Origin of the sequence: Rubrivirga sp. S365, assembly GCF_032248475.1 — a bacterium.
Lineage (GTDB): Bacteria > Bacteroidota > Rhodothermia > Rhodothermales > Rubricoccaceae > Rubrivirga > Rubrivirga litoralis.
The window spans coordinates 2608545-2633232 of record NZ_JAVTTN010000001.1; the positions used below are offsets into that span (position 1 = coordinate 2608545).

23 protein-coding genes are annotated in these 24688 nt (G+C 73.6%); 17 read left to right on the top strand and 6 right to left on the bottom strand.

Features of this window, described 5'->3' with window-relative positions:
- Nucleotides 1–4 precede the first annotated feature (4 nt).
- Nucleotides 5–1468: a hypothetical protein gene (locus tag RQM47_RS11425; RefSeq protein ID WP_314009014.1), complete on the bottom strand. Its 1464-nt coding sequence runs from the start codon at nt 1466–1468 to the stop codon at nt 5–7.
- A 376-nt stretch (nt 1469–1844) separates the two neighbouring features.
- On the opposite strand from RQM47_RS11425, the gene hemW reads away from it, so the two are divergent.
- From hemW to RQM47_RS11440, 3 genes are all read left to right on the top strand, one after another.
- Nucleotides 1845–3002 (top strand): radical SAM family heme chaperone HemW, encoded by a 1158-nt coding sequence (gene hemW / locus RQM47_RS11430; RefSeq protein WP_314009016.1) that lies wholly within the window; start codon nt 1845–1847, stop codon nt 3000–3002.
- Nucleotides 3003–3029: 27 nt separating this feature from the next.
- Nucleotides 3030–3536, top strand: coding sequence for a DUF192 domain-containing protein (locus tag RQM47_RS11435; protein WP_314009018.1), 507 nt, complete (start codon nt 3030–3032; stop codon nt 3534–3536).
- A gap of 189 nt (nt 3537–3725) precedes the next feature.
- Nucleotides 3726–4262, top strand: coding sequence for a hypothetical protein (locus RQM47_RS11440; RefSeq protein ID WP_314009019.1), 537 nt, complete (start codon nt 3726–3728; stop codon nt 4260–4262).
- 57 nt (nt 4263–4319) lie between these two features.
- On the opposite strand, the gene RQM47_RS11445 is transcribed toward RQM47_RS11440, so the two are convergent.
- Entirely contained in the window at nt 4320–4688 is a 369-nt protein-coding gene (locus tag RQM47_RS11445) for an iron-sulfur cluster assembly accessory protein (RefSeq protein WP_314009021.1), read from the bottom strand.
- A 275-nt stretch (nt 4689–4963) separates the two neighbouring features.
- Between RQM47_RS11445 and sufB the strand changes: the two genes are divergently transcribed.
- The 5 genes from sufB to RQM47_RS11470 all read left to right on the top strand — a co-directional run bounded on the left by sufB (nt 4964) and on the right by RQM47_RS11470 (nt 9789).
- The gene (gene sufB, locus RQM47_RS11450) at nt 4964–6427 is read left to right on the top strand and encodes a Fe-S cluster assembly protein SufB (protein WP_311662952.1); all 1464 of its coding nucleotides are present in this window, start codon (nt 4964–4966) and stop codon (nt 6425–6427) included.
- Nucleotides 6428–6518: 91 nt separating this feature from the next.
- Nucleotides 6519–7283 (top strand): Fe-S cluster assembly ATPase SufC, encoded by a 765-nt coding sequence (sufC, locus tag RQM47_RS11455; RefSeq protein ID WP_311662953.1) that lies wholly within the window; start codon nt 6519–6521, stop codon nt 7281–7283.
- 102 nt (nt 7284–7385) lie between these two features.
- A complete protein-coding gene (gene sufD / locus RQM47_RS11460) occupies nt 7386–8687 on the top strand; it encodes a Fe-S cluster assembly protein SufD (protein ID WP_311662954.1) in 1302 nt (433 codons plus the stop codon).
- Between the two features lie 78 nt (nt 8688–8765).
- The gene (locus RQM47_RS11465) at nt 8766–9122 is read left to right on the top strand and encodes an iron-sulfur cluster assembly protein (protein ID WP_311662955.1); all 357 of its coding nucleotides are present in this window, start codon (nt 8766–8768) and stop codon (nt 9120–9122) included.
- A 250-nt stretch (nt 9123–9372) separates the two neighbouring features.
- Entirely contained in the window at nt 9373–9789 is a 417-nt protein-coding gene (locus RQM47_RS11470) for a hypothetical protein (RefSeq protein ID WP_311662956.1), read from the top strand.
- Between the two features lie 90 nt (nt 9790–9879).
- Here RQM47_RS11470 and RQM47_RS11475 read toward each other — a convergent pair whose 3' ends face one another.
- From RQM47_RS11475 to RQM47_RS11490, 4 genes are all read right to left on the bottom strand, one after another.
- The gene (locus tag RQM47_RS11475) at nt 9880–10545 is read right to left on the bottom strand and encodes a hypothetical protein (protein WP_311662957.1); all 666 of its coding nucleotides are present in this window, start codon (nt 10543–10545) and stop codon (nt 9880–9882) included.
- A 28-nt stretch (nt 10546–10573) separates the two neighbouring features.
- Complete coding sequence (locus RQM47_RS11480) at nt 10574–11530, bottom strand: hypothetical protein (RefSeq protein ID WP_314009023.1); 957 nt, start codon at nt 11528–11530, stop codon at nt 10574–10576.
- Between the two features lie 57 nt (nt 11531–11587).
- Nucleotides 11588–12496, bottom strand: a complete 909-nt coding sequence (locus RQM47_RS11485) for a double zinc ribbon domain-containing protein (RefSeq protein WP_314009025.1) — start codon at nt 12494–12496, stop codon at nt 11588–11590.
- A 279-nt stretch (nt 12497–12775) separates the two neighbouring features.
- On the bottom strand, nt 12776–13108 hold the full coding sequence (locus RQM47_RS11490) for an HU family DNA-binding protein (RefSeq protein ID WP_311662975.1): 333 nt from the start codon (nt 13106–13108) through the stop codon (nt 12776–12778).
- Nucleotides 13109–13196: 88 nt separating this feature from the next.
- Between RQM47_RS11490 and RQM47_RS11495 the strand changes: the two genes are divergently transcribed.
- The 9 genes from RQM47_RS11495 to RQM47_RS11535 all read left to right on the top strand — a co-directional run bounded on the left by RQM47_RS11495 (nt 13197) and on the right by RQM47_RS11535 (nt 24680).
- Nucleotides 13197–13967 (top strand): glycogen/starch synthase, encoded by a 771-nt coding sequence (locus tag RQM47_RS11495; RefSeq protein WP_314009027.1) that lies wholly within the window; start codon nt 13197–13199, stop codon nt 13965–13967.
- A 181-nt stretch (nt 13968–14148) separates the two neighbouring features.
- Complete coding sequence (locus tag RQM47_RS11500; protein ID WP_314009029.1) at nt 14149–15357, top strand: hypothetical protein; 1209 nt, start codon at nt 14149–14151, stop codon at nt 15355–15357.
- Between the two features lie 49 nt (nt 15358–15406).
- Nucleotides 15407–16693 carry a hypothetical protein gene (locus tag RQM47_RS11505; RefSeq protein WP_314009031.1) on the top strand — a complete coding sequence of 429 codons (1287 nt, stop codon included), beginning with the start codon at nt 15407–15409 and terminating at the stop codon, nt 16691–16693.
- Between the two features lie 26 nt (nt 16694–16719).
- Nucleotides 16720–18180 (top strand): hypothetical protein, encoded by a 1461-nt coding sequence (locus tag RQM47_RS11510; RefSeq protein ID WP_314009033.1) that lies wholly within the window; start codon nt 16720–16722, stop codon nt 18178–18180.
- 284 nt (nt 18181–18464) lie between these two features.
- The gene (gene eno, locus RQM47_RS11515) at nt 18465–19748 is read left to right on the top strand and encodes a phosphopyruvate hydratase (protein ID WP_311662964.1); all 1284 of its coding nucleotides are present in this window, start codon (nt 18465–18467) and stop codon (nt 19746–19748) included.
- A 261-nt stretch (nt 19749–20009) separates the two neighbouring features.
- Nucleotides 20010–20294, top strand: coding sequence for a septum formation initiator family protein (locus RQM47_RS11520; RefSeq protein ID WP_314009035.1), 285 nt, complete (start codon nt 20010–20012; stop codon nt 20292–20294).
- Nucleotides 20294–21298 carry an ROK family protein gene (locus RQM47_RS11525; RefSeq protein WP_311662966.1) on the top strand — a complete coding sequence of 335 codons (1005 nt, stop codon included), beginning with the start codon at nt 20294–20296 and terminating at the stop codon, nt 21296–21298. The genes RQM47_RS11520 and RQM47_RS11525 overlap by 1 nt, the downstream gene beginning before the upstream one ends.
- Nucleotides 21299–21495: 197 nt before the next feature.
- Entirely contained in the window at nt 21496–24186 is a 2691-nt protein-coding gene (locus RQM47_RS11530) for a putative LPS assembly protein LptD (protein ID WP_314009037.1), read from the top strand.
- Between the two features lie 215 nt (nt 24187–24401).
- The gene (locus tag RQM47_RS11535; RefSeq protein WP_314009039.1) at nt 24402–24680 is read left to right on the top strand and encodes a BON domain-containing protein; all 279 of its coding nucleotides are present in this window, start codon (nt 24402–24404) and stop codon (nt 24678–24680) included.
- The last annotated feature ends 8 nt before the right edge of the window (nt 24681–24688 follow it).

Genomic DNA, 24688 nt, shown 5'->3' on the forward strand with positions numbered 1-24688 from the left:
CGGTCTACCGCGTGCCCGCCCCGCCCCGCCCGTCGGCGAGGGCGGCGCGCGCGCGCTCCAGGCCGTCGACGGCCTGCCGGCGGTTCGGCGCGCGATCGAGGGCGCCCTCGAAGGCGGCGACGGCCTCGTCGTAGCGGCCGAGGTCGAGGAGCATGAGCCCGAGCGCCTCGTGCCCCATCACGACGGGCGACGGCGGGCCGAACGTGAGCGGGGCGGCGGCCTCGATCTCTGAAGCCTCGCGGAGCAGGCCGAGCGCGGCCTCGTCGTCGCCCTCGGCGCGGCGGAGCGACGCCTCGATCTGGAGCGCGGCCACGCGGTCGGTCCAGCGGGCGCCCGGCTCGTCGGCGAACACGGCGATCGCTTCGTGCGCCTTCCGCGCGGTGCTCGGCTCGGCGTACCGCGTCGCCAGGAGGCCCGCGACGAAGGCGTCGTAGACGTTGTCGAACTCGAACGACTTGTCGCCGACGATGAGGTTCGGGTCGCCGCCCTCCAGCGCTTCCAGCGCACGCATCCGAGCCAGGTGGGCGAGGGCCGTCTCGTCGGGGTCGTCGCCGCCGAGCGCCACGGCCTGGTCGTAGAGGCCGCGGGCGAGGGCGGCGTCGCCGAGCTGGGTCGCGGCGTAGTGCCACCACCAGAGGGCGTGCCAGCCGTGGCCGTTGAGCGCCTGCCCCTTGCGGTCGGTGTTCGCCTTGGCCGCCTCGAAGCTCCGGCGGTTCATCTCGGCCGTCTCCTCCCACATCCCCAGCGCGAGGGTTATGTGGCTCGGCATGTGGAGCGCGTGGCTCGCCGCCGGCGCCACGTTGGCGTAGACGCGGGCGGGGCGGAGCCCGAGCGGGGCGTGGACGGGGTCGTCGTAGGCGTGAATGAGGTAGTGGGCCGCGCCCGGGTGCCGAGGACGAGCCGCGAACACCTCCTCGGCGACGGCGGCGGCCTCCATGTAGGTCGCGACGTCGCGGCCTTCGTGGGCCGTGCCGAGAAGGGCGAGCGCGTAGAACGCCTGGGCGTCGAGGTCGTCGGGGAAGCGCGCGGCGAGGTCGCGCATGGCCTCGGCGTAGGCGTCGTCGCGGTCCTCCTTAGCGCCCTCCTGAACGAACAGCGACCGCAGCGTCATCAGGTACGCTTCCTCGCGCGGGGTCACGCCCGAGAGGTCGAGGCCGAGCCCGACGTCCCGCACAAGGTCCTTCCCCAGCGCGGCGAGGGCCGCGTCGCGGTCCTGGCGCTGCCAGACCGGGTGGTTGTGCGTCATGGCCTCGCCCCAGGCCGCCATCGCGAACGCTGGGTCGAGGCGGCGGGCCTCCTGGAAGGCCTCGCGGGCGTCGTCGTACTCGAAGCTGTGGAGGAGCAGGACGCCGCGCAAAAACGGCTCCTGCGCCTCGGGCGCGCCCGAGTTGGGGAACGTCGTCTCGCCCAGCTGGGCGGCGGCGGGGAGCGCCCACAGCAGGGCGACGGCGGCGAGGAGGCGGGGCATGGGCGGGGCGGGTTGAGGACCACCCCGCCCTCGTCTCGGGCGGACCCAAAGGGCGGACCCAAAGGGCGGGGTGGCGGAGAGCATACGGCCCGCCCCGCCCCTCGTGCCCGTGTGGCAGAGCCTCATCTACCCGCCTCGCAAGCCGTAGCGGCGTTGCATGCAACGCCGGCGTTAGCCGCCCGCCCACGTCCCCACAAAGGCCCCACCCCGCCCGCGCAGTGGCGGGCGGCGCCGGGCGGGGCGGCGCCGGGCGGGGCGGCGACGGGCGGGGCGGCGAAGGGCGGGGGAAGAACGACGCCCGACAGCACTCCCACCCCGCCCCCGCGTTCACGCCCCGGGGCACCCGCCCCGCCCCCGAACCTTTTCCCCCCGCCCCTTGGCCGGTCTCTACGTCCACGTCCCGTTCTGCTCGCAGCGGTGCGTCTACTGCGACTTCTACTTTGTGACCACGCAGCGGGACGAGGACGCGTTCGCGCGGGCGGTCGAGACCGAAGCCGGCATCCTGGGCCGCGAGTTCCGCGACCTGGGGCCGCTCGATACGCTCTACCTCGGCGGCGGCACGCCGTCGCTCTTGTCGCCCGAGGCGCTCGCGCGCGTGCTCCAGTCGGCCCACGACCACTTCGACACGTCCGCCCTCGTGGAGGTCACAGTCGAGGCCAACCCCGAGGACCTGGGAGGGGCGGGCGGGGCGGCGTGGCTCCGGGCGGCCCGCGACCTCGGCGTGACGCGGCTGTCGCTGGGCGTGCAGTCGTTCTACGATGACGACCTCGCGTTCATGAACCGCGCCCACGACGCCCAGCAGGCCGAGGCCGGTGTCGAGGCCGCCGTCCGCGAGATCGGCGACGTGTCGGTCGACCTCATCTTCGGGATCCCCGACCAGCCGTTCGAGCACTGGGGCGCCAACCTGGAGAAGGCGCTGCGCCTGGGCGCCACGCACCTCTCAACGTACAGCCTGACGGTCGAGGAGAAGACGCCGCTGTTCAAGATGGTCGAGCGGGGCGGGGTCGTCCCCGAGGGCGACGAGGCGCTCCGCGAGCGGTACCTGTTCACGCGCCGCTACCTCGAAGAGCGCGGGTTCGAGCACTACGAGGTCTCGTCGTTCGCGCGGCCCGGCCACCGGAGCCGCCACAACGAGGGCTACTGGACGCACCGGACGACGCTGGCGATCGGGCCAAGCGCGCACTCGTTCTGGCGCGAGACGCGGAGCCGCGCCTGGCGCTGGGCCGACGTCGCCAACCTCGGCCGGTGGCAGGGGCTGCTGGCCGCCGGCGAGCAGCCGGTCGAGTGGCGCGAGCACGTCGGCCCGGACGAGTTGGCCGACGAGGCCGTGCTCCTCGGGCTCCGCCGCCTCGTCGACGGCCTCGACCTCGACGCGTTGGCCCGCGACTACGGCGTCGACCTGCTCACCGACAAAGCGGCCGCGCTCGCGGCGCTCGAAGGGGCCGGGCTCGTCGAGGTCTCGCCCCGGCGAGTCCGCCTCACGCCCGAGGGCGCCGTGCTCGCCGACGCCGTGGCCCTCAAGCTCGTGGGCTAGTTTGCCCGCCCCCCACATCCGAGACATATGCGCCGATCCGCTACCCTGACGGCCCTCGCCGCGCTCGCGGTGGCCGCCCCGCTCGCCGGGTGCGCCCAGGAAGACGAACCCACCGCCCCGCCCGTCGCGCGCCCGTCGATCCCGTTCGAGGTCGAAGGCCGGCTCAGCTTCGTGCGCGGCGCCGACACGCTGCGCACGATCGACGTCGAGATCGCCGACACCGACTCGACGCGCCAGCGCGGGCTCATGGAGCGGACCGAGATCCCGCCCGAGACCGGGATGCTGTTCGTGTTTCCCGGAGCGCAGCAGCAGGCGTTCTACATGGCCAACACGCCGCGCTCGCTCGACATCCAGTTTTACGGGCCGGACTCGACGCTCCTCAACATCGCCCACGGCACGACGCCGTACTCGACCGACAACGTGCTCTCCGACGGGGCCGCCCAGTTTGTCGTCGAGGTCCCCGCCGGGTACAGCCGCCGGCTCGGGCTCGTCGAGGGCGACCGCATCACGTGGTCGGCGGGCGGGGCGGAGTAGGCGATCGCCCCGGCGCGGCGGGAGCCTCCTGCGTCGTCGTGAAGACGCTCGCAAACCGCCTGCCGCCGGCAACGCGTCCGCGCCCGCGCCGTTGGGGGGCCACGACGCGAACGTGCCGTCCCACGTGGACCGTCTGAGCCCGCAGGCCCCGTAAGGCCTGCGGGCTCCCCGTTTACCACCGCCCCGCCCGTGCCGCTCCCCGACCCGCTCCCCGCCCGCTCCACGGCGACCCTGGACGCCCGCGTCCGCGCCCGCATCGTCCACGACCTCCTCGACGGGGGGCACCACCTCCTCGACGCCCCCGACAGCGGCGCCCTCACCGTCCGCGTGACGGTCGACCGCGAGGCCGGAACGCTCCGGCTCGATGCCTTCCCAGAGATCGAGGACGAGGTCGAGACGGCCATCGGGTCGGTCCGCGCCGTCGTGACCGTCGAGGGCCAGCCCGAGGGCCGCTACGACGACGACACCGGCCACATCGAGATCGACGTCTCGCTCCACCTCGACGTCAAGAGCCTCCTGGCTCGGGACTCCAACGCCGTCATCACGCTCGGGAGCCGGGGCGACGTCGACGAGCCCGGCCTCTCCGGCACCGGCGACCCGTTCGACGCGGGCGACACGGCCGTGTGCCTCGTTGGGCAGGGGACGTTTGAGGGCGGGAGCCTCGACGGGGCCGCGCTGTGGCTCGTCCTGGAGGGGACGGTCGCGGACGTCAGCGAGGCTGAGTAGCCCCACCCGCAGGCACTCGGGGCGGGGTGGCCGCCCCGCCCCTCCACCCCGCCCGTGCTACAGGCTGAACGACTCGCCGCAGGCGCACGTCCGCGTGGCCTGCGGGTTGTCGAAGTGGAAGCCCTTGCCTTCCAGCCCGTCCGTGAAGTCTAGCGTCGTGCCCTCGACGTAGAGCCGGCTCTTGAGGTCGAGCGCGACGCGGAACCCCTCCAGGTCGACGACCTCGTCGTCCGGGTTGAGCGCGGTGTCCCAGCCCAGGTCGTAGGTCAGCCCCGAGCACCCGCCGGCGACGACGGCCACGCGGAGCCACGCGGCCCCCAGGTCCACGCCCTCGCGGGCGGCGACGGCGGCGAGCCGGTGACGGGCGCGCTCAGTGATCCCAAAGGGGGGGGGCTCGTGGGCGGGGCGGGAAGAGGTCTCAGTCATTGCGGTCCAGTCCGGCGGGCGGGGCGGGTGTGACACGTGCGCTTGGGGGGAAGTTCACCCCCTGAGGGGCCGTCTAGACGGCCCGGCCATACCATGTATTACCCGTCCTGGGTTTGTCTCTGGCAGCCCCGGGAGACGAGCCCGAGGGACAGCCTTGGCGGGCGGGGCGGGGCGGCCCGTTTTGCTGCCGCCACCGGCCCCTCGGTTCGCCCGCTCTTCGGGGAACTGCCCCCACCCCGCCCGGTTCGCCCTACACACCCTTAAGAGACCCTCCGATGAGCACCTACACCGAGCACGATTTCTTCGAGGACGTCGCCGAGCAGGGCTACAAATACGGGTTCGTGACGGACGTCGAGACGGAGAAGGCGCCGAAGGGCCTGAGCGAAGACACGGTCCGCTACATCTCGGCCAAGAAGGAGGAGCCCGAGTGGCTCCTGGAGTACCGCCTCAAGGCGCTCCGGCACTTTTTCAAGCTGCTCGCCGAGCAGAAGACGCCAGTCTGGGCGCACCTCAACGTCCCAGAGATCGACTACCAGAACGCGTATTACTACGCGGCGCCGGGCAAGAAGGCCCGCTACGACTCACTCGACGACGTGCCGCCCGAGGTGCTCGCCGACTTCGAGAAGCTGGGCATCCCGCTCGGCGAGCAGGCGCGGCTGGCCGGCGTGGCCGTCGACGCGGTCATGGACTCGGTCTCGGTCGCGACGACGTTCAAGGAGGAGCTGGCCAAGGAGGGCATCATCTTTTGCTCGTTTAGCGAGGCCGTCCAGAACCACCCCGACCTCGTCCGCGAGAACATGGGGTCGGTGGTCCCCTACACGGACAACCTGTACGCGGCGCTCAACTCGGCCGTGTTCTCGGACGGCTCCTTCTGCTACATCCCGAAGGGCGTCCGCTGCCCGATGGAGCTGAGCACGTACTTCCGCATCAACGAGGCCAACACGGGCCAGTTCGAGCGGACGCTGATTATCTGCGAGGACGACGGATACGTCTCCTACATGGAAGGCTGCACGGCGCCGATGCGTGAGGAGTACCAGCTCCACGCGGCGATCGTGGAGATCGTAGCTCATGACAACGCCGAGGTCAAGTACTCGACGATCCAGAACTGGTACCCGGGCTCGGCCGACGGCAAGGGCGGGGTGTACAACTTCGTAACCAAGCGCGCGCTCTGCGCCGGCCGCAACTCGAAGGTGACGTGGACGCAGCTCGAAACGGGCAGCGCCATCACCTGGAAGTACCCGTCGTGCATCCTCAAGGGCGACGGCTCCGTCGGCGAGTTCTACTCGGTCGCCTTTACGAAGGACTACCAGCAGGCCGACACGGGGACCAAGATGATCCACCTGGGCAAGAACACCCGGTCGACGATCATCTCGAAGGGCATCTCAGCGGGCCAGTCCAACAACTCGTACCGCGGGCTCGTCCGCGTGAACCCGAAGGCCGAGGGCGCCCGCAACTTTTCGCAGTGCGACTCGCTCCTCATCGGCGACCAGTGCGGGGCGCACACGTTCCCGTACATCGAGATCAAGAACGAGACGGCCCAGGTCGAGCACGAGGCGACGACCTCGAAGGTCGGCGAAGACCAGCTGTTCTACTGCCAGGCCCGCGGCATCTCGGAGCAGGACGCGCTCAACCTCATCGTCAACGGCTACGCCAAGGAGATCCTCGCCAAGCTCCCGATGGAGTTTGCCGTCGAGGCCCAGAAGCTCCTGAGCGTCCAGCTCGAAGGCAGCGTGGGGTAAAGGGGCAAGGGCGAAGGGGCAGAAAGCCCCCGCCCCGCCCCCGGACCACCCCGCCCCTTGCTTCCTCCCCCCTTTTCTCTTCCCTGCATTCATGTCTCTCCTCTCCATCAACAACCTCCACGCCTCGGTCGAGGACCACGAGATCCTCAAGGGCCTCTCGCTCGACGTCAACGGCGGCGAGGTCCACGCGATCATGGGGCCGAACGGGTCCGGCAAGTCGACGCTCGCGGGCGTCCTGGCGGGGCGGGAGGATTATGAGATCACCGAGGGCTCGGTCACGTTCGATGGTCAAGACCTGCTCGAGATGGCGCCCGAGGAGCGGACGCGCGAGGGCCTGTTCCTCGCCTTCCAGTACCCGGTCGAGCTGCCGGGCGTGAGCACGCACCAGTTTCTGCGCACGGCCGTCAACTCGGTCCGCGCCCACCGCGGCGAGGGCGAGATGTCGGTGACGGACTTCCTCAAGCTCATGCGCGACAAGGCTGAGTTCGTGAACCTCGACCCGAAGCTGACCAAGCGGTCGGTGAACGAGGGGTTCTCGGGCGGCGAGAAAAAGCGGGCCGAGATCTTCCAGATGGCCATGCTCGACCCGCGCGTCGCCATCCTCGACGAGACCGACTCGGGCCTCGACATCGACGCCCTCCGCGTCGTGTCGGACGGCGTGAACAAGCTCCGCGGCGAGGACCGCGCGTTCGTGCTCATCACGCACTACCAGCGGCTGCTCGACTACATCAAGCCGGACCACGTCCACGTCCTCATCGGCGGCCGGATCGTCCGCTCGGGCGGGCCGGAGCTGGCCGAGGAGCTCGAAGAGAAGGGCTACGACTGGCTGCTCGAAGACGCCGCTGTCGCGGCCTAGGGTTGTGGGGTCTGGAGGTTCAGGGGTCGGGGTTGAAGCCCCGCCCTGCCTCACCCCGCCCTGCACCGTCGACCCCTGAACCACACAACCCTGAACCCACCGATGTCCGCCCCGCCCCTCGTTCACCGCGCGCTCGAAGCGCTCGACCGCGCCTTTACCGGTGACGGCGCGCCGGCCCCGTTCCCCGAGCTCCGTACGAAGGCGCGGGACGCGTTCAACGGACTCGGCCTGCCGTCGACGCGCGACGAAGCGTGGAAGTACACCGACCTCCGCCCCGCCCTCAAGGCGGACTACCACCTCGCGGAGCCTGCCACGATCACCGAGACCGACCTCGACGGCACGGCGATCGACGGGCTGGACGCGGCCCGCGTCGTGCTCGTCAACGGGCATCTCGACCGCGACCTGTCGGACCTCTCGGGGCTCCCGGACCGCGTGACGGTCGGCAGCCTTCGCGACGCCACGCGCGAGGGCGGGGCGGTGGTCCAGGACTACTTCGGGACCGTCGCGGACACCGAGCGGAGCGCGTTCGCGGCGCTCAACGCGTCGTTCGACCTGGACGGCCTGTTCCTCCACGTCCCGCGCAGCGTGGCCGTCGAGCGGCCGATCCACGTGGTCCACGTCGTGACCGGCGACCGGCCGACGTTCGTCCAGACGCGGCACCTGTTCGTGGTCGAGGAGAACGCGCAGGCGACGGTCATCGAGACGTACCACGAGCGGGGCGGCGACGCCGAGACCTTCCGCAACGACCTGACCGAGATCTTCGCCGGGCCGAACGCGAACGTCGAGCACGTCCGCGTGCAGGACGAGGGCGGGGCGGCGACCGGCGTCTCGCTCGTCCACGTCCAGCAAGAGCGGGGGTCGGACGTCTCGACTCTCGCCTTCACGTTCTCGGCGGGGACGGTCCGCAACGACACGACGATGGTCCCGGCCGGCGAGGGCTGCCAGTCCACGCTCGGAGGGCTCTACATCTGCACCGAGGCCCAGCACGTCGACACGCACACGCTCGTCGACCACGTGGCGCCGGGGTGCCAGTCGAACGAGCTGTTCAAGGGGATCATCTACGACGAGGGCACGGGCGTCTTCAACGGGAAGGTGTTCGTGCACCGCGAGGGGCAGCAGACGAACGCCTACCAGCAGAGTCAGGGCGTGGTCCTGAGCCCGAAGGCGCGGCACTACTCGAAGCCCGAGCTGGAGATCTACGCCGACGACGTCAAGTGCTCGCACGGCTCGACGACGGGCGCCATCGAGGCCGAGCACGTGTTCTACCTCCGCAGCCGCGGCGTGTCCGAGGCCGACGCCCGCGCCATGCTCCTCTACGCCTTCGCCCACGACGTGGTCGAGATGGTGCGGTCCGAGCCGCTCCGCGACTACCTCGACGCCCGCATCGCCGAGCGGCTGAAGTGACCGGGTTCTGGGTTGAGGGGTTCAGGGTTTAGAGCCGGAGACCCTCCCAACCCTGAACTCACCAACCCCGAACCTCCCATGACGCGCGACTTCCTTATCGACGGCCGCGAGGCGGACGACTTCTCCGAGCTGGAGGAGGGCATCGCCCAGGTGATGAAGACGATCTACGATCCGGAGATCCCGGTGCCGATCTGGGACCTCGGGCTCATCTACGGCTGGGAGATCGCCGACGGCGCCGACGGCAAGGACGTGACGGTGCGGATGACGCTGACGGCCCCCAACTGCCCGGCCGCCGAGACGCTACCGGCCGAGGTCGAGCAAGGCGTGAACGCCCTGGAGGGTGTCGGACGGGCGGCCATCGACCTCGTGTTCGTGCCGTCGTACTCGATGGAGATGCTGAGCGAGGAGGCCCGCCTCACGCTGGGCTTGATGTGAGGGCAGGCCGCCCCGCCCGACGACGTGCGGGAGCGTGGCGGCGGCTGACGTGAAGGGCGGCGAGCGCGGTCAGTCGTACCCGTGGACGGGTCGAATCGTCAGCACCCCGGCCTGGGCGGCGGAACAGGGCGCGCGGGCGGGGCGGGCGCGTTCCGCGGCGGCGGGCTGTACGGCCACCCCGCCCGGTGGTATACGGTGTGGAACGGGGGGCGCCGTTGTCGGGCGTGGACCTTTCTCCCTCTCTCCCCCTATGTCTCTCTCCCCCACCCCGCTCGAATCGGCCGCCCGGCAGGCCGAGCGGGCGCTCCGAAAGCCGAGCACCGCCGTCTGGCTCCGGGGCGTCAGCGTCCGAACGGCGCGCCTCGACGAGGCGCTCGCGTTCTACGTCCAGACGCTCGGGCTCACGCTCGGCGGCGTCGACGCCCACCCGCTCACGGCGCGCGCGCGCGCGCACCTTCTCGACGCCGAGGGCCGCCGCGTGCTCGACCTCGTGGAGACGGACGGCGACCGCCGCGGCCCTGACGAGATCGCGTTCGGCGTGCCGCGCCGCGTGTTCGCGCTCGTCCTCTCCCGGCTCGACCTCCAGGGCGCCGACTACGCCGACGTGGGCGGGGCGCTCTACGTCGCGGACCCGGACGGCACGACGCTCCGCGTCGAGGCGCTCTAGCCCCACGCTCAGGCGGCCGCCCCGCCCGTACGAGCGGGCGGCTACCACCGCCCCGCCCGGCGCCGAGCGGGGCGGCCGGGCGATCGGCCCCTACTCGTCACGGACGCGGACGTCGTCGGACAACTCGTCGGTATCGTCGGGGCGGAGGGCGACGCCGCGCCGGTGGAGGAGGTCGCCGCACCGGCCGACGGCCTCGACGATCCCGCCCGCGAGGTCGCCGCGGACGACGCCGCCGCGGAGGAGCCCCACCACCTCGTCCCACTCGCCCGCCTCCACCTTCGCGTTGATGCCGGCGTCGCCGACGACCTCGATCCGGCGCTCGAAGAGCGACACGAACAGCAAGATCCCCGTCCGGTCGCGCGTGTCGAACACCTCCTCGTCGACGAACGCGAGGGCCGCCCGGCGGTGAACGGCTTCGTCCAGGAGCGCCCCGCCCGCGAGGCGGCGGCGGAGCGGGGCGACCGTCGCGCCCAACGCGGCGCCCAGGACGCCGCCGAGCGCCACCGCGAGGGCCATCCCCCACGCCGAGTAGAGCCAGCCCATCCCCCACCCCGCGTACACCTGGGCCACGGCGAGCGCGACGACGGCCGCCAGGAGCGCGCCCGCGCTCGCCCCGCGCCAGACGGCCACCGGGTAGGACCCGCTCGTGCGGACCACGTAGGGCACGATCTCCCCCGCCGTTCGCGTCTCGGCCTCGGCGACGGCCTCGCGGATGCGGTCGCGGTCGGCGTCGGAAAAGAGCGGGGCGTCGGCCATAGGAGCGAAAAGGCGGGGGCGCCGCAACCTACCGGGCGGCGGCGAAGCGAGCGGCGAGGGTGGAGAGCGCGTCCGCGGACACGGCCCGGACGCGGCCGAGACGGCCCAGCGCGAACGCCGGCGGGCGGGCGGGGCGGCGGGCGCCGGGCGCCCGGTACAGGTCGGCGAGGGCGCGGGCCGCGAAGGCGCCGGACCGGAGAGCGCGCGCGGCGACGGCGCTGCGGGCGGCCTCGGCCTCGGCGCGCGAGAACGGGCGGAGCGCGTCGCCCCACCCCGCCCCGCCCGTGCTCCACAGCGCGGCGGCGCCGTCGGCCGCGTCGAGCGCGACGCGGGCCGAGGGGAGGCGGCGGCGGAGGGCTTCTTCGAAGACGAGGAGCGCGGCGTCGTCGTCCAGGTCCGCCCGCACGCGGAGCGCGTTGGGGGGCGGGGCGGTCGCGCCGGCCAGGCCGCTCGACCGTCCCCAGGCGCCGCCGAGCACCCGGCCGACCGCGCCCTCGACGGCCGCCGAGGTCTCGCTGCCGACGACCACGGCCGTCACGTCGGCGGGCGCGGCGGGCAGGCCGCGGACGACCGCGAGCGCGTCCGCGACCGACGCCGCGTCCGTGTCGGCGAGCGCCGCCCCGCCCCCGGCGAACGCGACGACATGGGCGGCCTCGGCGCCCGGCTGGTGGGCGTAAACCACCGTCGCCCCGCTCACGAGCGTCCACTCGGCCACCTCGGACATGGGTCCGTCCGCCTGCGGGTAGACCGACCGGGCCTCGACCGTCCCCTTTGGTGCGGGCTCCGGCGCCGGGGGCGGGGCGGGCTCGACGGTCGCCTCGGGCGGGGCGGGCGCCGGGCGGGGCGGCAGCGACGGCCGCTCGACCGGGGGCGGCTCGGGCAGTTCGACCGTCGTCGTCGCGATCGTCCGGTACGGCGGTCCGCAGGCGGCCAACGCCAGGGCGAGCAGGAGGGCGAGGCGGCCGAGGGGCGGGGTCGTGGACATCGGGCGGCGGGGGGGCCGCGTCAAGCTACGCCGCCTCACCGGCGGCCCGCGGCCGGCTCAGCCGGCGGGCGCCTCGGCCTGCTGGACGGCCAGGAGCGCCGTCCGCGCCCGCTCGCGGAGCGGGTCGCCGGGCGGGGCGAGTTCGAGGACGCGCTCGAACGAGGCACGGGCGCTGTCGAGCCGTCCGATGAGGAACCGGCGCTCGCCCATCAGGAAGTGGGCGGGGACGTTGGCGGGGTCGGCGGTGAGGGCCGCCTGGAGCTCCTGGACCGGCCGCATCGGGTTCGCGGGGTCGAACGCCGCCGCCTCGGCGAGAGCCACGCGGACGTCGGCGCTCTCGCCGAGCTCCAGGCTCTTCTCGAAGTCCGTGATCGCCCGGCGCGCCCACTGGACGCTCGCCGTCGGGTCGGTCCCGCTCGCGTTGAAGGCCGCCGTGAGGTAGTACCGGCCCGACTCGTACCACCCCGCCCCCGTGCCCTGGGCGGCGAAGGCGTCGGCCGCCGCCTGGAGCGTGTCGGGGAGCGCCGGCGTGCCATCGGGGACCGGGCCGGCCGGCCCCAGGTCGTCGGCCGCCGCCGTCGGCGCCGCGTCCGGGACGTCGCGGTCCGCGCTCAGGAGCGTGGCCCCGTAGAGCAGGACGACGGCCGCGATGCCCACGCCGACGACGACGAACGCGCGCTTGGCACCGGCCGACGACGCTCCCGCCCCGCCCGAAGCGGCGGCGCCCACCACGGGCGCGGGGCGGGGTGGGGCCGAGGGCGCCCGGGCCTCGTCGGCCTCGAAGCGCTCGCCGCAGCGGTTGCAGAACCGGGACCCGAGCGGGGCGACGTGCCCGCACCGCGGGCAGACGACGCCGTCCGCGTCGCCGGAGGCGGCGGGGCCGTCGACGGTCGTTCCGCAGAGGTCGCACACGGCGGCCCCGTCGCGGACGGCGGCCCCACACGAGGCGCAGGCGGTGGAGGACATGGGAGCGGACCCAGAGGGCGGAGTGGAACGGGCGGGGCGTCGCCGCCAATCACGCACCGCGGGCGGGGCGGGGGCGGAAGACCGCGTGAGAACGACGTGCAGCAGGTCGCCGCCCCGCCCACGCCGCGGGCGGGGCCGGCGTCATCGGGCCGACCGGCGGCCGCCCTGGGCGGGGCGGGCACAGCGGACCGCCCCACCCACCACCAGACACGGCGCTACGGGCGCCGCCAGCGCCGGCCCACACCATTCGGGCGGGGTGGCGCCGCCCCGCCCCCGCCGCTACGCCCCCGTCAGACGGTCCTCGCCCTGCTCCTCGACGCGGCGGCGGAAGTCCTGGGCCGGCTTGAACACGGGCGCCATCCGCCGGGGGACCGGCACCGGCTGGTCGGTCCGCGGGTTGCGCGCCGTGCGCGGGGCGCGCTCGACGGCCCGGAACGTGCCGAACCCGCGGAGCTCGACGCGCTCGCCCTCGGCCACGGCGTCGAGCACCGTCTGCATAAAGCCGTCGACGACGGCCTCGGTCTCCATCTTAGTCAGCCCCGTGGCGGCGGCGATGCGGTCGACGATCTGGGCTTTGGTCACGGGGCGGCGGGCCAGGCGGGCGGGGAGGATACGAGCCCTCCGCCGACGGAGGTGGCGCGGGCGGGGCGGGCGGAGTTAGTTTTCACGCGGTTTCTCCCGCCCCACCCGTCGTCCTCCTATGCGCGTTCTGTTCGTCTCCGGCGAGGTCGCCCCGTTCTCCGACACCACCGAAACCGCCCGCCTCATGCGGGTCCTCCCGGAAGCTCTCGAAGAGCACAAGGACGTCGAGCCCCGCATCGTCATGCCGCGCTACGGCGTGATCTCCGAGCGTAAAAACCGGCTCCACGAAGTCATCCGGCTCTCCGGCGCCGAGATCGCCGCCGGCGACACGACGGACACGCTCAAGGTGAAGGTGGCCTCGATCCCCGGCATCCGGCTCCAGGTCTACTTCATGGACTCCGTCGCCTTCTTCAAGCGGAAGGGCGTCTGGCGCGACCGGAAGACGGAGGCCGTGTTCGATGACAACCCCGCCCGCGCCCTGTTCTTCGCGCGCGCCGCGCTCTCGACGGCCCAGAAGCTCGGGTGGGGGCCGGACGTGGTCCACGCCGCCGGGTGGATCTCGGCCTTTATCCCGCACGTGCTCCAGACCGACCTCGCGGACGACGAGCTGTTCGCCTCGACGCGCTCGGTCTTCACGCCGGGCGCCGTCGAGGGCTTCGAGCCCACGCTGAGCGAGGACGAGGCCGGGGCGCTCGGGCTCCCCGACGCCTGGGCGGGGCGGACGCTCCGCTCGATCGGGCTCGAGACGGCCGACGCCGTGGCCTACGCCGACGGTGACGAGCCCGGCGAGGGCGAGCCGGCCGGCCCGACGCTCCCGTCCGAGGGCGTCCCGGCGGCCGACGCCGCCGCCGAGGTGTACGGCTCGCTGAGCCCCGCCCAGGCGGCTTGACGCCCCGACGCGAGAGACGCGGCGGGCGGCACCGGATGCCGCCCGCCATTTTTTTGCACGGACTGCCCGGTCGAGAGCGGGGCGGGCCGGTAGCGTAGCGGCCTCCGGGTGTCCCGGAATCTGTGCCCCCAACGCGAGAACCGGCGCGGGCTCCGTTGAGCCCACCCCGCCCCCGACGCCTGTGAGACTGCCGCCCCGCCCCCTCCTCCTCCTCGCCGCCCTCGCCGCGCTCCCGGCGTGCCAGGACGCCGCCGGCGTCGGGGTCGGCCTGATCGACGACGCCGACGTCGACCCGGCGACGCGGACGGTCGAGGCCGCGTCGGTCGAGGCCGCCGACGACCGCCGCCCCGCCATCGGGTTCGCCGACTCGACGGCGGCGCTGGCCCAAACGCGCGTGCTGGCCGGCGACGTGGCCGACCCCGTCTTTGGCGACGCCCGCGCGGTCGGGTACCTCGACGTCGTCCGCCCCGCGATTCCTGAGGGGATGGCGGCCGCCGACGTCCGGTCGGTCCGCCTCGAGCTCCAGCGGACGTACGTCTACGGCGACACCACGGCGGCGCTCGCGCTCGCGCTCCGCCAGGTCGACGCCGGCGCGGGGTCGTGGTCGCCGTCGCTGGACTACGCCGCCGACACGCTCTTCGCCGTCGGCCCGGTTCTGACCTCGACGACGGTCTCGGCGGCCGACGAGACGGTCGCCTTCGACCTGCCGGCGTCGTGGGTCGAGGCGAACGCCGAGCTCCTCCTGGCCCCCAACTTTAACGAGGCGTTCGAGGGGTTCGCCCTGGAGCCGACGCGCGCGGGCGGGGCGGGGGCCGTGTTCGGGTTCCAGGCCCAGACGCCGCAGACGCGGCTCCGCGTGATCACAACCAGCGACACGCTGTCGTACCAGGCCGGCGAGGTGTTCTCGTCGCTCCAGCGCGGGGAGCCGCGGCCCGCGCCCGACGCGTTCGTCGCGGCCCAGGTGGGATCGGGGCGGTCGGTCCGGCTCCTGTTCCCGCTCGACGCCATCGGCCCGGCGGCGCTGGCGCGCGCCGTTCTCCGCGCCCCGCTCGAGACGACGGTGGCCGAGGAGGGCTCGTTCGTCCGCCCGGTGGCCCAGAACGCGACGCTGTTCGGCGTCGACACGGCCACGGGCACGCGGACGCCCATCGTGATCGTGACGGTCGAGGGCGGGGCGGTGTCGGCGGCCCAGAGCGATCGGCTCACGCAGGCCGTCCAGGCGGCGCTCCTCGGCGCGGCCGCGTTCGACGCCTTCGAGCTCGTCCCCGGTGCCCTTCCGGGTCGGGTTCAGGGCACGCTGTTCGTCCCGGCCTCGCTCGACGTCCTCCCCGTGCTCCGCCCGGGCGGGGCGGAGGCCCCGCGCCTGTCGCTGACCGTCGTCGGCTCCTGAGCCGGGCAACGCCCCGCCCCGCCCCGTGTCTCTCCCGCCCCGCCCCCCGATGCTCCGACTCGCCGCCCTGCTCCTCGCCCTCGCCGCCGCGGCCGGGGCGCAGGCCCAGGGGTCGACCAACTACGGCTCGATCTACTCGCTCTACGGCCTGGGCGAGCGGAGCGAGTTCGCGTCGTCGCAGGCGGCCATGCTCGGGAACGGCGGCGCCGCGCTCCGCTCGTCGGTCTACACGAACCTGTCGAACCCGGCGCTCTGGTCCGACCAGGTGCTCACGACGTTCTCGGCCGCCGGCCGGATCACCACCGTCCGCGGCGTCGACGGCGCGTCCGACGATCCCAGCGTGGGGACGGCCGGCGACGTGGCCAGCGTGCTCCTCGGCGTCCCGCTCTACGCCGGCCGCCTGGGGCTCGTCCTCTCCTACCAGCCGTACTCGCGCGTGAACTACCGCTCGGCGTCGACGGGCACGCTGGACTCCGAGGGGACGCCGGTCGGGTACACGCTGAACCTGGAGGGCGGGGGCGGCCTCCAGCAGCTGAGCGGCGGGCTCGGGTTCCGCCTCGGGTCGGCCCTCCAGATCGGCGCCAGCGCCGACGTGATCCTGGGGACCGAGGAGGACGTGCAGCGGACGGCGTTCGACACGACGTCGACGGCGTTCGCGACCACGCGGCGGTCGCGGTCGACGCGCGTGAGCGGGGTGACGGCCACGGTCGGCGCCGCGGCCACAGTCCCGAACCTGCTCGGCGACGACGACGCGCTGACCGTCGGGGCCGCCCTCACCTTCCCGACGGCCCTCTCGGTCGTGCGCACGACGACGCTGGGCGAGACGCTCAGCCGCGACACGCTCACGACGACGCAGGACGGCGACGCCACGCTCCCGCTCCTCCTCCGCGGCGGGGTGGCCTACCGCGCCGGCCCGCGCTGGTTGGCGACCGTCGACGCGCTCTACGAGCCGTGGGGTGGGTTCGACAGCACCGTTCCCGTGGGCGGGTTCGACCCGGCGGCCGGCGTCGACGCGCTCCGCGACCGGCTCCGCGTCGGGGGCGGGGTGGAGCTCTCGCCCGGCGGCGGCCGCCGCGCCGTGGCCCGGACGGCGCTCCGGCTCGGGGGCTACGCCGAGCGCGGGCTCTACGCGCCCGAGGGCCAGGGCGTGGCGACGTACGCGCTCACCGGCGGCGTCTCCGTCCCCAACCGCCTGACGGGCTCGCGGATCGACCTCGGCGTCGAGGTCGGAACCCGCGGCTCGACCGAGGGCGTACTCGTCCGCGACACCTTCGTGAAGGGCACGCTCACCTTCAACTTTGGCGAGCGCTGGTTCGTCCGGCGCCGGTTCAACTAGTCTTTTCCCACCCTCTCTCTCTGTTTATGCGATCCCTCCGCCTCGCCCTGCCCGCGCTCGCCGGCGCCGCCGTACTCGCCGCCTGCGCGGGTCCCGCCGGGACCTCCTCCGACGGCTCCACGAACGAGTACACCCCGCCCCCCGAGGGCGGGGCGGCGTACGGCCCCGGCGACCTCTGCACGGACACCTACGTCATCGTGCAGCAGGAGCCGAACGAGGCCAACACGCGGACCAACTTCAGCCTGGGCGCCGAGAACTACCGGAACGACGACTTCTGCGCGGCCTACCCGTACGTGCAGTGGCTTCTCGCGAACGACCCGCTGTTCACGGGCGAGGACCCCGACGACCGGAACTACCTCCGCATGGCGTCGATCTACGAGTACTTCGCTCAGAACGTGGACTCGACCGACCAGGCCACGCGCGTGGCGTACCTGGACTCGGCGCGGGCCGTCCGCCAGGAGGGCCGCCAGACGCTCGACACGCAGGGCATCGCCTACGACCCGTACCTCCGCGACCTCCGCGAGGGGTTCTTCTACTTCCAGAACCGGGACGTCTACGACGACGCGGACCAGCAGCAGTTCGAGGCGTTTAACCGGGCCTTCGAGGCGCAGCCGGACAGCCTCGACGACTGGTACTACAGCCAGCTCTTCGCGCTCTCGGGCAACGAGTTCGGCGACGAGTTCCCGAACCCGGAGCGGGCCGACTACGTCGAGCGCCTGGCCTCGAACGTCGACACGCCGGCGCTCCAGCAGTACCTGACCAGCTCGGCCGAGTTTTTCCGCACCGACCCCAGCGCCGCGCCGGGCGGGGTGGCGGGCGTGGGCTCCGACGCCGCCGTCGAGCAGCTCGTGGCCGACCTCCGGGGCGGCTCGATCTCGGACGACGACGCGCTCACGCTGCTCGCCGTCATCCTCCAGCAGCCGGACCGCCTGGAGGCGCTCGGTGAGGACCCCGCCGCGCTCCAGACCCAGGTCGTCCGCCTGCCGGCGATCACGAACCAGGTCGACAACCCGCGGACGCTGGTCGCGCTCGCGTTCCAGGCGTTCCGGGAGGGCGACACGGCGCGGGGCAACGAGCTCTTCGACCGCGGCCTCACGAACGCGGCCTCGAACGCGCAGCGGGCCGACTTCCTCTACGCCCGTTCGGCCGAGGGCTTCGGGAACACGTCGCAGCTCGTTAACCGCGCGCTCCAGTACTTCCCGAGCCACGGGCCGAGCCTCTACGCCCGCGCCGGCATGATCGCCGACGCCGTCGGCCGCCCGTCGTCCTTGACGGGCCGGTTCGCCTACTGGTGCCTCGCCGACGAGTACCGGAACGTGGCCGCGGTCACGTCGGGCCGGATCGCGGACGCCGCGCGCCGCGCCGCCGCCGGCTACGAGCGGGCCGGGCCGAGCCGGGAGTCGTACTTCCTCGAGGGGTACAGCCCAGGCCAGACGGTGACGGCGAGCCTCGGGGCCTACGGGTCCTGCTCGACGCGCGTCCGCTAGGGCCACCCCGCCCCGTGCGTACGAGCCGGCCGTCCCCACGAGCGGGGCGGCCGGCTTCTTTTTTGGCCGCCCCGCCCACGCGTGTGTGAGCGGGGCGGGGTGCTTCGAGGGCGGGGCGGGGTTGAACGTGGGCGGCCGGCGCTGGGGCGCGGGCGACTCCACGGGCGACCGTCGGTCGCCCCTGCCAGGGCGGGGCGGTCGGTTTTCATCCCCAGCGCGGCCCCGCCCGCGGCGGCCGGGTATCTTGGGGTGCCCTCTCCCCCACCCCGCCCTCCGGGTCCATCATGCCGCTCATCGCCTCCGTCCGCGCCCGCCAGATCCTCGACAGCCGAGGCAACCCGACCGTCGAGGTCGACGTGATCACCGAGGACGGCTCCGTCGGCCGCGCGGCCGTGCCGTCGGGGGCGTCGACCGGGGAGTACGAGGCGGTCGAGCTCCGCGACGGCGACGACGACGTGTACCTCGGGAAGGGCGTGCTGAAGGCGGTCGAGAACGTGAACGACGAGATCGCCACCGAGGTCGTTGGGCTCGACGCGCTCGACCAGGCTGCGCTCGACCGCGTCCTCATCGACCTCGACGGGACCGAGAACAAGAGCCGGCTGGGCGCGAACGCGCTCCTCGGCGTGTCGCTGGCGACGGCGCGGGCCGCGGCCGTCTCGGTCGGCCTCCCGCTCTACGCGTACCTGGGCGGGGCGAACGCCCGGCGCCTGCCGGTCCCCATGATGAACATCATCAACGGCGGGCGCCACGCCGACAACTCGGTCGACCTTCAGGAGTTCATGGTCATGCCGACCGGGGCCGAGACGTTCTCCGAGGGGCTCCAGATGGGGGTCGAGACGTTCCACCACCTCAAGAAGGTGCTGACCCAGCGCGGCTACTCGACGGCCGTGGGCGACGAGGGCGGGTTCGCGCCGAACCTGAAGTCGAACGAGGAGGCCATCGAGGTCATCTTGGAGGCCATCGAGCGGGCCGGCTACGCGGCCGGCGACGACATGTACATCGCGCTCGACCCGGCGGCGGCCGAGATGGTCGAGGACGGGAAGTACGTGTTCTACAAGTCGGACCCCGACCGGAAGCTCTCGTCCGAGGAGATGGTCGAGTTCTGGGCGGGGTGGGTCGACGAGTACCCGATCATCTCGATCGAGGACGCCCTCGATGAGGACGACTGGGACGGCTGGGCCGCCCTCACCGAGCGCGTCGGCGAGACGGTCCAGCTCGTCGGCGACGACCTGTTCGTGACGAACACCGACCGGCTCCAGCGCGGGATCGACGAGGACGTGGCCAACGCGATCCTCATCAAGCCGAACCAGATCGGCACGCTGACCGAGACGCTGGAGGCCGTCGAGCTGGCCCACCGCTACGGCTACGCGTCGGTCCTCAGCCACCGCTCGGGCGAGACCGAGGACACGACGATTGCCGACCTCGCCGTGGCCTGCGGGAGCGGCCAGATCAAGACGGGTTCGGCGTCCCGGAGCGACCGGCTGGCCAAGTACAACCAGCTCCTCCGCATCGAGGAGCTCCTGGGCGACGCGGCGGTCTACCCGGGCATGGAGGCGTTCCGGTTCTAGGGCGACCGCCCCGCCCGCAGTCTTGGGCGGGGTGGTGCACCGTAGCCCCGTGCGGAAACGCGCCCACCCCGCCCGCCCGAGCCGCGAGTCTCGGCGCCGGCCGTTCAGCCTCGACGCGCCGGTGGGGGCGGGGTGGCTGGTCGGCGGCGCCGTGTAGAGCCCAGGCTGTCCGCCCCGCCCGGCGCCTCCTCCGGGTTTCCACCGTCGGTGCGCGGGCGGGGCGGGCGTAGATTGCCGCCGCCCCGCCCCCCCGGTCCGCCCATGCCCCAGCGTCTCCGCCGCCGGCTCGCCCTCGTGGGCGTCGTCGGCCTGATCCTCTGGGTCGCCTTTTTCGACAGCCACAGCGTGTGGCGCCGCGTCGCCTACGCCCAGGAGCTGGACCGGATGAGCGAGGAGAACGCCGCGATCGGGGCCGAGAACGACGCGCTCGAAGCCCGGCTCGACCGCGGCCTCGACGACGCGACCGTCGAGCGCGTGGCCCGCGAGCAGTACGGGATGCGCCGCCCCGGCGAGCGCGTGTACCGCATCGAGGACGCCCCCGAATAATGGCCGACGCCCCACTCCACGCCGTCGGGGTCGACCTCGGCGGCACGAACCTGAAGGTGGCCCTCGTCGAGCGCGAGGGCGGCATCGTCCAGAGCGTCTCGCGCCCGACCGGCGCCGAGCGGGGGCCGGACCACGTGCTCGACCAGATCGCCGACGGCGTCGCCCAGGTGCTCGAAGGCGCCGCCCCGCCCGAGATTGTGGGCGTCGGGATCGGCGCGCCCGGGGCCGTCTCGCTCGACCGGACGACGGTCCGCGAGCCGCCTAACCTTCCCGAGTGGCGCGACGTCCACCTTCCCGACGCGCTGGGGCCTCGGCTGGCCGCGCGCGGCGTCGCGGTCGACGGGCCGGTCATCGTCGAAAACGACGCGAACGCGGCCGCCCTCGGCTCGGCGTTCTACGGGGCGGGGCGGCCCTTCGACTCGTTCGTCATGGTCACGCTGGGGACCGGCGTGGGCGGGGCGATCGTCGTCAACGACCGCCTGTTCCGCGGCTCGACGGGCGCGGCCGGCGAGATCGGTCACATGTCGATTGACTACGAGGGGCCGTACGACCGGGCCGGCGTCTCGGGCGCCATCGAGGCGTACCTCGGGCAGCGGTTCCTCTCGCACCACGCGCGCTACCAGCTCCTCGCCCGCGAGACGCACCTCCACCAGACGGCCGGCCGCGACCTCACCGACGTCACGCCGCAGCACCTCCACCGCGCCGCCGTCGCCGGTGACCCGGCCGCGCGCGAGGTGCTCGCGTGGGCCGGCCACAAGCTGGGCGTCCTGCTGGGCTCGGTCGTCAGCCTCCTCGACATCCGCAAGATCGTCGTCGGCGGCGGCGTGTCGCAGGCGGGCGACTACCTGCTCGACCCGGCGCGCGAGACGATCGAGCGGTTCGTGATGCCGCCCATGCTCGACGGCGTCGAGATCGTGCGCGAGACGCGCGGGAACGAGGTGGCGCTGCTCGGCGCGGCGCGGCTCGCGTTCGAGCACCACGAGGACCGCCCCGCCCAGGGCTAGCACGGGCGGGGTGGCGCCGAGCCCGCCCCGCCCCCAGCCCCCGGGGGACACGACTCGCCGCGTCCGCGCCGCACCACGAGGACCACCCCGCGGAGGGCGGGGCGGTCCGCCTTTCGGACCCGCGGCCCGGCCGCTAGCTTCGCGCACGAAGCCGCTGCGCCTCCCGTTCCGGCGGCGCCGTCCCCCCACGCTCCCCCGTGCCCCGCCGCCCCGCCCCGCCCCGCTCGTGGCTCCTCGCCGCCGCCGTCGTCGCCCTGTGGGCGGGGCGGGGGGCCGCCGCGCAGGAGGCGGATACGGTCGCCGTCGACACGGCCGGGGTGGTCCGCCCCGCCCCGCCCGCGGTCGCCCTGCCCGCGGTGCCGGCCGGGCCGCCGGTCGACGTGGGGCTGCCCGTCGCGGGGGCGGCCGAGGGCGGGCTGGAGGCGCCCGTCGCGTACACGGCCCGGGACTCGGTGCGGATCGTGCTCGCCCGGCGCGACTCGCTCGGCCCGGACGAGGCGCCCGACGACGTGGTCACGCTCTTCGGCGAGGCCCAGGCGACGTACCAGGAGGCTACGGTCGGCGCCGGCCGGCTCCAGTACCGAGCCGGCGCCCAGACCGTCCGCGCCGACCCGCTCGGGTCGGACTCCAGCGCCGTCGGCGTACCGCAGTTCGCGAGCGGGGCGGAGTCGTTCCAGGGCGACGCGTTCGTCTACAACCTGGCCTCGCAGCGCGGCCGCGTGACCGGCGCGCGGACGCAGATCCAGGACGGCTACCTCCTGGGCGGGGTCATCAAGCAGCGGACCGAGGACGTGGTCTACGCCCAGGACGCGGCCTACACGACGTGCGAGCTCGACCACCCGCACTACGCGCTCGAAGCGGGCCGGCTCAAGGTCGTGGGCGGGGAGGAGGTGTACTCGGGGCCGGTCCGGCTGAAGATCCTGGGGATCACCATGCCGGTCATCCTCCCGTTCGGGTACTTCCCGACGGCCGAGGGCCGGCGGAGCGGGCCGCTCCCGGTCCGGTACGGGCAGGAGTCCGGGTTCGGGCTGTTCCTCGACAACGTGGGCTGGTACTGGGCCATCAGCGACTACCTCGACGCCCAGGCCACGGCGAAGGTGGGGACCGAGGGCTCGTTCCTCGTCCGCGGCGCGGCCCGCTACAACAAGCTCTACGCCTACAACGGCGACGTCTCGCTCCAGGTCGGGCGGCTCCGCTCAGGCGAGCCCACCGACCCTGATTTTTCCCCGCGCATTCCGTTCAACCTCCGGGTCTCCCACAACCAGACGCTCCCGGCCGGGCAGCGGCTGACGGCGTCGATCAACCTCCGGTCCGAGAGCCAGCGGTTCGTGGCGCAGTCGGTGGAGGACCAGGTCGAGACCTCGACGCAGTCGTCGGTCGGGTACTCGCAGTCGTGGCCGAGCGTGGGCCGGGCGCTCAACGTCTCGCTCCAGGCCTACCAGGACTTTACCGGCGCCACGCCGCGGACGTCAGTCACCTTCCCGACGCTCTCGTTCACGCAGCAGCGCCGGTTCCCCTTCCGCCGCGGCCGCGACGACCGCTGGTACGAGAAGATCAGCGTGGCCTACTCGAACCAGACCACGAACTCGTTCAACTTCCAGGCCACGGCCGACACGTCGATCTCGGCGCTCGAAGGCCTGTTTAGCCCGTCGGCGTTCGCCGACGCGACGGGGCGCGACCAGCGGTTCGTGTACCAGGTGACGCAGAACGTGCCGGTCCAGGCCGCCTTCCAGATCCCTCGGTTCAACCTCTCGCTCTCGCCGTCGCTCAACTACCGCGAGACGTGGGTGGGCGAGCGGACCGAGATCGTGGTCGACTCGGCCGGGGCGTTCGACTCGCGCCAGGTCCCCGGGTTCACGGCCGTCCGCCAGGCGGCGCTCTCGGCGTCGGCGTCGACCGAGTTCTATGGGACGTTCCCGCTCCGCGTGGGCCGCATCGACGGGCTGCGGCACACGGTCCGGCCCAACGTGTCGCTCCAGTTCGAGCCCGACTACGAGGCGTTCGGGTTCGTCCGCGAGACGGCCCCGAACCCGCAGGGCGAGACGCGGCGCTACGCGATCGTCCCCGGCATCCCGCTCAACCCCCAGCGCGCGCTCTCGTTCGGCGTCAGCAACGCGTTCCTCGTGCGCACGGCGTCGACCGACTCGACGGGCGAGACCACGCGGACCGCGCGGCAGGTCCTGTCGCTGGACGTGAGCGGGAGCTACAACTTCGCGGCGACGGAGCGCCCGCTGAGCGACGTCAGCGCGCGGGCCACGAGCCAGTTCTGGGGCGTCTCGGCGAACGGGAACGCGACGTTCTCGCCGTACGCCATCGACTCGACCGGCCGGAGCCTGACGCAGACGTACCTGGACCAGACGGGCCGGCCGCTCCGGCTCTCGGCCGTCAGCCTCCGCCTGAGCCGGTCGTTCAAGCTGGGCGGGGCGGGGCGGGAGGAGGACGTCCGCCCGGTCGTCGCGGCCCCGGGCACCGAGGCGTACGACCCGGGCGCGTTCGGGCCGCGCCCGGCCGTCGTCGGCTACATCGACTACGCCGCCCCGCTCTCGTTCTCGCTGAGCGCCACGATCAACCACCGCCCCGCCCCCGGCGCGCTGCGGCCGACGACGGCGACCATCGAGCTCGGCCAGCTCAACGCGCGGCTGACCCCGAAGTGGTCGGTCTCGGGGCGGACCGGGTTCGACCTCGTCCAGATGGAGCCGACGGCGACGAGCCTCCAGCTCCGGCGCGACCTCCACTGCTGGGAGATGGCGATCGGGTGGCAGCCGCTGGGGCCGGTCCGCGGGTTCTCGTTCTCGCTCTACGTCAAGAGCGGGTACCTCCGCGACATCCTGCGGATCAACGTGCCGCAGTCGACAGTCCGCCGGCTCCCGTTCCCGACCGGGTTCTAAAGCGCCCGCCGGGTGGGTACGGGGTACCGGGTACGAGGTACGGCCCGATCTGACCTCGGCGCGCGGTCCTCGTACCGAGTGCCTACCTGCACGTTGGCTCTGGGCGGGGCGTGTACCAGGAGCCGCCCCGCCCGCCCGGCGCGGTCACGCCGGGCGGGGCGGCCGGCGTGTTGGGCGGGGCGGCCCGTAGCTTCCCCCACCCCGCCCCTGGACCCGTGCCCCGACTCTTCTCCGGCCTCCGCGCGGCCGTCGCGCGCGCGCAGCGGCGGCGGACGCAGACGTCGGCCGACGCCGACCTCGCCCACGCCCTCCACGACGGCGTCGAGGCGGCGGGCCTCGCCGCGCGCGGGCTGGCGTTCTACGTCCACGACGGCGTCGTCTCGGTCTACGGCGACGTCGCCGACCGCGCGGCGCGCGAGGCCCTGATCGACGTGGTGGTCGAGGCGCCCGGCGTGCAGCGCGTCGTGGACCACCTCCGCATCGAGGGCGCGTGACGGGCCGC

Excerpts from the sequence above, each read along its gene's own strand:
- RQM47_RS11425 (WP_314009014.1), bottom strand. The coding sequence starts at position 1,468 with ATGCCCCGCCTCCTCGCCGCCGTCGCCCTGCTGTGGGCGCTCCCCGCC.
- sufC (WP_311662953.1), top strand. The coding sequence starts at position 6,519 with ATGTCTCTCCTCTCCATCAACAACCTCCACGCCTCGGTCGAGGACCAC.
- RQM47_RS11465 (WP_311662955.1), top strand. The coding sequence starts at position 8,766 with ATGACGCGCGACTTCCTTATCGACGGCCGCGAGGCGGACGACTTCTCC.
- RQM47_RS11495 (WP_314009027.1), top strand. The coding sequence starts at position 13,197 with ATGCGCGTTCTGTTCGTCTCCGGCGAGGTCGCCCCGTTCTCCGACACC.
- RQM47_RS11475 (WP_311662957.1), bottom strand. The coding sequence starts at position 10,545 with ATGGCCGACGCCCCGCTCTTTTCCGACGCCGACCGCGACCGCATCCGC.
- eno (WP_311662964.1), top strand. The coding sequence starts at position 18,465 with ATGCCGCTCATCGCCTCCGTCCGCGCCCGCCAGATCCTCGACAGCCGA.
- RQM47_RS11505 (WP_314009031.1), top strand. The coding sequence starts at position 15,407 with ATGCTCCGACTCGCCGCCCTGCTCCTCGCCCTCGCCGCCGCGGCCGGG.
- RQM47_RS11525 (WP_311662966.1), top strand. The coding sequence starts at position 20,294 with ATGGCCGACGCCCCACTCCACGCCGTCGGGGTCGACCTCGGCGGCACG.
- RQM47_RS11480 (WP_314009023.1), bottom strand. The coding sequence starts at position 11,530 with ATGTCCACGACCCCGCCCCTCGGCCGCCTCGCCCTCCTGCTCGCCCTG.
- sufD (WP_311662954.1), top strand. The coding sequence starts at position 7,386 with ATGTCCGCCCCGCCCCTCGTTCACCGCGCGCTCGAAGCGCTCGACCGC.
- sufB (WP_311662952.1), top strand. The coding sequence starts at position 4,964 with ATGAGCACCTACACCGAGCACGATTTCTTCGAGGACGTCGCCGAGCAG.
- RQM47_RS11520 (WP_314009035.1), top strand. The coding sequence starts at position 20,010 with ATGCCCCAGCGTCTCCGCCGCCGGCTCGCCCTCGTGGGCGTCGTCGGC.
- RQM47_RS11510 (WP_314009033.1), top strand. The coding sequence starts at position 16,720 with ATGCGATCCCTCCGCCTCGCCCTGCCCGCGCTCGCCGGCGCCGCCGTA.
- RQM47_RS11485 (WP_314009025.1), bottom strand. The coding sequence starts at position 12,496 with ATGTCCTCCACCGCCTGCGCCTCGTGTGGGGCCGCCGTCCGCGACGGG.
- RQM47_RS11435 (WP_314009018.1), top strand. The coding sequence starts at position 3,030 with ATGCGCCGATCCGCTACCCTGACGGCCCTCGCCGCGCTCGCGGTGGCC.
- RQM47_RS11470 (WP_311662956.1), top strand. The coding sequence starts at position 9,373 with ATGTCTCTCTCCCCCACCCCGCTCGAATCGGCCGCCCGGCAGGCCGAG.
- RQM47_RS11445 (WP_314009021.1), bottom strand. The coding sequence starts at position 4,688 with ATGACTGAGACCTCTTCCCGCCCCGCCCACGAGCCCCCCCCCTTTGGG.